Below are 7,629 nucleotides of genomic sequence, written 5' to 3' on the forward strand. Positions count from 1 at the left end.
AAATAAATAGCTATAGAATAACTATATTCCTAAAACCACCTGATACGGTTTAAATCCTTCGATTACTGCATCCGAAACCAATTGAATAAAAGCTTCAGTCTTTTCATATGCCATCCATTGATCAAGAGCCTCATAGTAAGCCAAACGATTTTCTACTGTAATCACACAAGGCGGATAGCCTGCTTTTAATAGTTCAAGATTCATCAAAAGACGTGACGTGCGACCATTGCCATCAATGAATGGATGAATGCCAACAAAATCAGCATGTACTTTGGCTGCACGTTCAATTGGATGTAGCTTATGTGCTTCACTATTATACCAGTCTACTAATTGAGCCATCTTGTCATTTAATAACGTGTAATCAGGCGGGGTAGATGTAGCACCAGAGATCAATACGTTTTGCTGGCGATAGCGGCCAGCATTATCATCATCAATATTCTTTAAGATAAGCTGATGGATATTACGAATTTGCCATTCAGAAAAAGGCTCCTCTTTCCGAATTATATCTTCAACATAGTAAATTGCATTTCTATGGTTGATCGCTTCGAAGTGTTCTCTTAATGCCTTTCCACCAACAGTAATACCTTCGAGTACTACTTTTGTTTCTAGCAGGGTGAGGGTATTACCTTCAATTGCATTGGAATGATAGGTCCAGCGGACAATAAGATCTTCTTGTAAATTTTTGACAATTGACGGAGAGAGAGGGCGATGTTGATCTAATTTTTTCTTTAAATCATCAATAGTTTCAAACATAACCTTATCCCTGAATTTATCTTAGTTGATCATACATGAAAAAAGAAATATCAGAAATGTAGTGATATATCATTACATTTTGTATTGACTGTAAAAGTAGTAGGTTAGCCTTTCGTTGTCCGGTAGATTTTAGGTATAGGCTTATTCATTTGGGAATTATATTGCTGAATAAGCTTTCAAGAATAGGTTTGTGCAACAAAACCATGTATTACTTAAGTTTTTAATAATGTATAAGATTTTAATAGATTCTAAAATTGGTCACACCAAAAAAATAAATTAAAGCTTGTCTATTGCGTTTTTCGGCTAATATTTCTAATATAAAATGTACATTTTATCTCTTAATTACTAAATTGGTCATACCAGTTTAGTGTATAAGTGTAATAAACTATTCAATCTAGTAGTTAAGCATTTCAAGGAGTAGACAATGCTTCAACAGTGGCAACAAATTTATGATCCCATGGGCAATATTTGGATTTCGAGTGCAATAGCGCTTGTTCCCATTGTTTTCTTTTTTTTGGCATTGGCTATTTTTCGTATGAAGGGGAGTATAGCCGCGACAATTACCGTTTTTTTAGCCTTTCTGGTCTCATTATTTTTATACAAAATGCCAATCGGAATGGCATTGGCATCAATGGTCTATGGATTCTTCTACGGACTGTGGCCAATTGCATGGATTATTATCGGTGCAGTTTTTATATATAAGATTTCAGTAAAAACAGGACAGTTCGATATTATTCGCTCCTCTATTCTGTCAATTACAGAAGATCAGCGTCTGCAAATGCTATTAGTTGGGTTTGCTTTTGGTACGTTTTTAGAAGGTGCGGCAGGTTTTGGTGCGCCAGTCGCAATTACTGCGGCACTGTTGGTGGGACTCGGTTTTAAGCCTTTATATGCGGCTGGGCTATGCCTGATAGTTAACACTGCACCTGTTGCTTTTGGTGCAATGGGAATTCCGATCATTGTCGCTGGGCAGGTTTCAGGTGTTGACACTATGGAAATCAGTCAAATGGTGGGTCGTCAGTTACCCTTTATGGTGCCAATTGTATTGATCTGGATCATGGCAATTATGGATGGCTGGCGTGGGGTTAAAGAAACTTGGCCTGCTATTTTAGTCGCCAGCTTATCTTTTTCTTTAGCGCAATATTTAACATCAAATTTTGTTGGACCTGAATTACCCGATATTACTGCTGCAATTGCATCATTGGTCAGTTTGACAATCTTACTTAAGTACTGGAAGCCAAAACATATTTTTCGTTTTCAGGATAAAGATTTACAAGTAGATGAAACTATTATCAAGCAAGCTCGTAAACAATATAGTGTGGCACAGATAGCCAAAGCCTGGTCTCCATTTCTGATACTTACAGCAATGGTGACGGTCTGGAGCATCAAACCTTTTAAAGATTTATTTGTTAAGGACGGTGCACTAAGTGATTTAGTAGTTTCAATTAAAGTGCCGTATTTGCATCAATTGATTCAAAAGCTACCGCCTGTCGTGCCTGAAATTAAAGATTATGATGCGATTTATAAGTTTGATTGGTTATCGGCAACGGGTACGGCGATTATGTTGGCGGCATTGATCACGATCATTTATTTAAAAATGAAACCTAAAGAGGCAGTTTCGACATTCTTTGAAACCGTGAATGAACTAAAAACACCAATTTATTCGATTGGTATGGTGCTGGCTTTTGCCTTCATTGCAAACTATTCAGGTCTGTCAGCAACGCTTGCTTTAGCACTGGCACATACGGGTCAGGCTTTTACCTTCTTCTCACCATTCTTGGGTTGGGTAGGGGTGTTTCTTACAGGTTCAGATACTTCAGCTAACGCATTGTTTTCAGCGTTACAAGCCACTACAGCACAGCAAATCGGTGTGCCTGAAGTCTTGTTAGTTGCTGCCAATACCAGTGGTGGGGTAACAGGTAAGATGATTTCCCCTCAATCAATTGCGATTGCTTGTGCGGCAGTGGGTTTAGTTGGTAAAGAATCTGATTTATTTAGATTTACAGTAAAACACAGCATTATCTTTACGGTGATGATTGGTATTATTGTGACCTTACAAGCTTATGTTTTCCCGTGGATGATTCCATAAACGGGTCAAGGAAAAAAATGAAAGTCTCCGACAAAGTGGTACAGCGTTTACGTCTATTGATTGAAAAAAATAATGTGCAAGTCGGAGAGCGATTGCCTGCTGAACGGCAACTCTGTGAACAGTTGGGTGTGTCTCGTACCTCTTTACGTGAGGCGATTCAACAGCTGATTACCGCAGGGATTATTCAGAGCAAAGCGGGTGCAGGCACCTATTTAAAGCAGTTGCCTGCACATTGGTCACAGCATCAAATCGTTGAGCCATTATCCGGTTTGATAGATCAAGATCCTGAATATCGTTTTGATGTACAAGAAGCTCGTATGGTGCTTGAAGGTGGTACAGCATGGTATGCCGCACAACGTGCCACACCCAGTGATTTGATCAATATTCGTCAGTGTTTTGAGCAGATTAGCCATTTTCAGGCTTTAGGTGATGATGCCCACGCAGCAATAGCAGATGCGAAGTTTCATCTAGCGATTGCAGAAGCATCCCACAATTTAGTACTGATCCAAATGATGCGTAGTTTGTTTGATTTATTGCAAGACAACGTGATGTTAGGGCGACGTAAAGTCTACACTACACCACAACATTTTGAACAATTGCATGACCAGCACTTTGAGGTGATGGACGCAATTGAACGTCAAGACTCAGAGACTGCACGTAAAGCAGCTTGTGGGCATATTGAATTTGTTGTTCAACGCGTACGTATGATCGATGAAGAAGAAGCTCGTCGTCAACGTTCGAGTCGATTAAATAGGACATAAGTTATGATTATTTCTTCTGCAAATGACTATCGTGAAGCTGCGAAACGTCGTTTACCGCCTTTTTTATTTGAATACATCGATGGTGGCGCCTATGCGGAATATACCTTAAAGCGTAATGTAGAAGATTTATCAAAAATCGCTTTACGTCAACGTGTGTTAAATGACATGTCTGAGCTGAGCTTAGAAACGCAATTGTTTGGTGAAAATTTGGCGTTGCCAGTGGCATTGTCACCTGTAGGTCTAACGGGTATGTATGCGCGTCGTGGTGAAGTTCAAGCCGCAGTTGCCGCAGATAAAAAGGGCATTCCATTTACCTTATCAACAGTTTCAGTTTGTCCGATTGAAGAAGTGGCACCTGCGATTCAACGTCCAATGTGGTTTCAACTGTATGTACTACGTGACCGTGGATTTATGAAAAATGCCTTGGAACGTGCTAAAGCCGCAGGCTGTTCTACCTTAGTATTCACAGTCGATATGCCCGTTCCAGGTGCGCGTTACCGTGATGCACATTCAGGAATGAGTGGTAAAAATGCTGCAATGCGTCGTTATTTGCAATCGTGTATGCATCCACACTGGGCTTGGAATGTCGGTTTATTGGGTCGTCCGCATGATTTAGGTAACATTTCGAAATATTTAGGTAAGCCGACAGGTCTGGAGGATTATATCGGTTGGCTGGGCAATAACTTTGACCCTTCAATTTCTTGGAAAGATCTTGAGTGGATTCGTGATTATTGGGAGGGTCCCATGGTTATTAAGGGGATTTTAGATCCTGAAGATGCCAAGGATGCAGTACGTTTTGGCGCAGATGGAATTGTGGTATCCAATCACGGTGGTCGCCAGCTTGATGGTGTTTTATCTTCTGCTCGTGCGCTTCCTTCAATTGCAAGTGCGGTCAAAGGTGACATCAAAATTTTAGCAGATTCAGGGATTCGTAACGGTCTTGATGTGGTACGTATGTTGGCTATGGGTGCAGATATTTGTATGCTTGGTCGTGCATTTGTATACGCACTTGGTGCTGCCGGCGGTGCTGGGGTAAGTAATTTACTAGATTTGATTGAGAAAGAAATGCGTGTGGCAATGACATTGACTGGTGCAAGAACGATTGCAGATATTACATCGGATTGCCTGGTCAAACTAGAGAAAGAGTAAGCGATTTAATTACTCACATTAGTAAATTTCTGCCAACTTTCCTTTGAAAAAAGAGATTCTTATCCGAATAATTTAGGTAAACAAAGCTTCCTTTTGAAAAAGGGGCTTCGATAGTTTAGAAAGAATCTCTTCTAATCTTCACTTGTGCTGAATTTTAAAGCCGTGTTTTAAAAGATACCTAGGAGAGAGAATTTTATTATTTGGGCATTTATAAAATAGAAGACTTAAAAATGATAAAAACTCAATCCTCTTCTCGACAGACTATTCAAAAACTAATACATATTGTTGGTAAAAACAATGTGCTGACTGATGACAAAGATACTCGTTTGTATCGCCAAGGCCGCCGTTACGGTACAGGAAACGTCTTAGCTGTCGTTGTTCCTGGGACATTGGTCGAACAATGGAAAGTGCTTGAAATAGCGGTAGATGCTGGTTGTATCGTAATCATGCAAGCCGCTAATACAGGACTCACAGGTGGCTCAACTCCATTTGGCGATGATTATGATCGTCCAGTATTATTAATGAGTACCCGTCGTCTAAGGGGCATTCAAGTAATCAATGAAGGTAAGCAAGTCATTTGTTTACCAGGTGCGACTTTGGATCGTTTAGAAAAAGAGTTAGCAGTTTTTAATCGTGAACCTCATTCAGTCATTGGTTCATCTTGTATCGGTGCTTCAGTTTTAGGCAGCGTATGTAATAATTCTGGTGGAGCATTGGTGCGTCGTGGGCCTGCGTACACAGAACTTGCATTATATGCGAGAGTGAATGATCAAGGCTCGCTTGAATTAGTCAATCATTTAGGTGTGAATTTGGGTCATTCTTCTGAGGAAATCTTATCGAATTTGGAACAACAAAAATATCAAATTGCCGACATCGAAAATGAGAGTCAGTGCTGTGCATCAGACCATCGTTATATTAAAGATGTGGCGAAAATTGATGAAAACACGCCGGCACGTTTTAATGCTGATCCATCCCGTTTATTCGAAGCATCGGGCTCAGCGGGTAAAGTCTGTGTGTTTGCAGTGCGTTTAGATACGTTTGAGAGAATTTCAAGCCAAGTGTTTTATGTGGGGAGTAATCACCCAGAAGATTTAACCAAAATCCGTCATTTTTTACTGAAAGATTTGCCGCGTATTCCTATTGCTGGTGAGTATATTCATCGTGTTGCTTATGACATTGGTGCTGAATATGGTAAGGATACTTTTATGTTTATCGAGAAGTTCGGTACAGCCAAAGTGCCTGCTGCGTTTGCGATGAAAGATAAAATAGATGGTTATCTTGAAAAAATGAAAATGCGAGGTCTTTCTGATAAGTTTCTGCAATTGCTGACAAAATTTCTACCGTCACACTTGCCGAAGCGTATGAATGCATTTCGAAATTTATATGAGCATCATTTGGTACTACGTATTGAAGATCAAGATGTTGCTGCGGTAGAGGCATTTTTAGAAAGCTACTTTGATCATCACGAAACTGGTGATTATTTCCTTTGTGATAAAGATGAAGGGCGAAAAGCATTTTTACATCGTTTTGCGGTCGCAGGTGCTGCAATTCGTTATCGAGATACGCACCGATCAGAAGTTGAAGATATTGTTGCATTGGATATCGCACTTCGCCGTAATGATCGTGAATGGGTAGAAACTTTACCTAAAGAAATGGATGAGCAGATTTTACATAAATTGTATTATGGACATTTTTTATGTCATGTATTCCACCAAGATTACATTGTTAAAAAAGATGTTGATCCTTTAGCTATGGAACATGCAATGTGGCGTTTGTTAGATAGCCGTGGCGCTGAGTATCCAGCAGAGCATAATGTTGGACATTTATATGTGGCTAAACCTGCGCTGAAAAATCATTATGAAAAACTTGATCCAACCAACAGTTTTAATGTCGGTATTGGACAGACATCTAAGCTTAAAAATTGGAAGTAACAGAAAATATTTTTAATGCATCGTATATTGGTAATAAACAGCCTAAAATAACGATATCTAGGATCTATAACCCTAAACCCATTTAAGCCAATGATTTCTTAATCTGAATGGTTGGCTTATTGTGAGAGCATATAGAGATGCACAGATACCGCTTAAAAAGCCCTTCATACTACGGACTCTACTCGTCATTAAATTGTATTACCCTTTTAATAAACTGAATGATATTGATCTAATTTATGTTTTAAATCATCAATGATTTCAAACATTGCCTTGTCCCTGTATATGTCTAGGATCACCGACAAACCCGTACGGTTCATCCATCGCGTCTCTTGAGAAAAAACGAAGAACATACAGTGCTGAATTTAAACAGCAGATCGTTCAGGCTTGTAAAGCACCGGACCTTTCAATTGCTTCGGTTGTCAACAGCATTCTAAAATTGCCCCCTTTGACCTCGTATTAAGTTTCAACCTGTGGCTGAATCCCTATTCTTTTTTTACCCTTCAAGCGATAACTCTCACCCGATATTTGTACCACATGACAGTGATGCAATAACCGATCTAACATCACAGCGGTCAACGTGACATCATCCGCAAAGGATTTGGACCATTGGCTAAATGGTAAGTTACTCGTCAATATAGTACTATAGCCAAGTTCTAAATGGGATATTCAAAAGATTTTAAAGACAAAGTCATTGAGATTTTGACTAGAAATAAAATGTCTGTGCGAAAAACAGCAAAGCATTTCAATGTTTCTACACGTACGTTCCAACTGTGGCAAAAGTCCACAGAGCGAAAACCTCTTCTTAGATCCTATTATTTTTAGGGGGGGATTACCCAATGTACTATGATAAGATTAACCCGTTAGGTCAGGTGGCTTAACTTAAATAAAAAAAGTCTCAGACAAACCCGGTACGGTTCACTCAAAAAAATAGGAGCTTAGAGCCACT

General features: G+C 39.5%; 5 protein-coding genes and 1 pseudogene. 4 read left to right on the forward strand and 2 right to left on the reverse strand.

Going from position 1 to position 7,629, the window contains the following annotated elements:
* Nucleotides 1-21 precede the first annotated feature (21 nt).
* On the reverse strand, nucleotides 22-753 hold the full coding sequence (locus IRT38_RS09725) for a Fic family protein (protein ID WP_004915280.1): 732 nt from the start codon (nucleotides 751-753) through the stop codon (nucleotides 22-24).
* Between the two features lie 424 nt (nucleotides 754-1,177).
* Here IRT38_RS09725 and lldP point away from each other — a divergent pair, with 424 nt between their 5' ends.
* The 4 genes from lldP (at nucleotide 1,178) to dld (ending at nucleotide 6,683) form a co-directional block, all read left to right on the forward strand.
* Nucleotides 1,178-2,842 carry an L-lactate permease gene (gene lldP, locus IRT38_RS09730; protein WP_194597566.1) on the forward strand — a complete coding sequence of 555 codons (1,665 nt, stop codon included), beginning with the start codon at nucleotides 1,178-1,180 and terminating at the stop codon, nucleotides 2,840-2,842.
* A gap of 17 nt (nucleotides 2,843-2,859) precedes the next feature.
* Nucleotides 2,860-3,603: a transcriptional regulator LldR gene (gene lldR / locus IRT38_RS09735; protein WP_194597567.1), complete on the forward strand. Its 744-nt coding sequence runs from the start codon at nucleotides 2,860-2,862 to the stop codon at nucleotides 3,601-3,603.
* A gap of 3 nt (nucleotides 3,604-3,606) precedes the next feature.
* Nucleotides 3,607-4,752, forward strand: coding sequence for an FMN-dependent L-lactate dehydrogenase LldD (lldD, locus tag IRT38_RS09740; RefSeq protein ID WP_194597568.1), 1,146 nt, complete (start codon nucleotides 3,607-3,609; stop codon nucleotides 4,750-4,752).
* A gap of 230 nt (nucleotides 4,753-4,982) precedes the next feature.
* Nucleotides 4,983-6,683, forward strand: a complete 1,701-nt coding sequence (gene dld / locus IRT38_RS09745) for a D-lactate dehydrogenase (protein ID WP_409514093.1) — start codon at nucleotides 4,983-4,985, stop codon at nucleotides 6,681-6,683.
* A 456-nt stretch (nucleotides 6,684-7,139) separates the two neighbouring features.
* Here the strand turns inward: dld and IRT38_RS09750 are convergent.
* Nucleotides 7,140-7,325 (reverse strand): annotated as a pseudogene (locus IRT38_RS09750) (ATP-binding protein); the annotation flags it as partial.
* Between the last annotated feature and the right edge of the window lie 304 nt (nucleotides 7,326-7,629).

This window comes from Acinetobacter sp. SK-43 (assembly GCF_015351505.1).
Lineage (GTDB): Bacteria > Pseudomonadota > Gammaproteobacteria > Pseudomonadales > Moraxellaceae > Acinetobacter > Acinetobacter junii.

What these genes read in the sequence shown, in the direction of transcription:
- IRT38_RS09725 (WP_004915280.1), bottom strand. Translation starts at nt 753, where the DNA reads ATGTTTGAAACTATTGATGATTTAAAGAAAAAATTAGATCAACATCGC.
- lldP (WP_194597566.1), top strand. Translation starts at nt 1,178, where the DNA reads ATGCTTCAACAGTGGCAACAAATTTATGATCCCATGGGCAATATTTGG.
- lldR (WP_194597567.1), top strand. Translation starts at nt 2,860, where the DNA reads ATGAAAGTCTCCGACAAAGTGGTACAGCGTTTACGTCTATTGATTGAA.
- lldD (WP_194597568.1), top strand. Translation starts at nt 3,607, where the DNA reads ATGATTATTTCTTCTGCAAATGACTATCGTGAAGCTGCGAAACGTCGT.
- dld (WP_409514093.1), top strand. Translation starts at nt 4,983, where the DNA reads ATGATAAAAACTCAATCCTCTTCTCGACAGACTATTCAAAAACTAATA.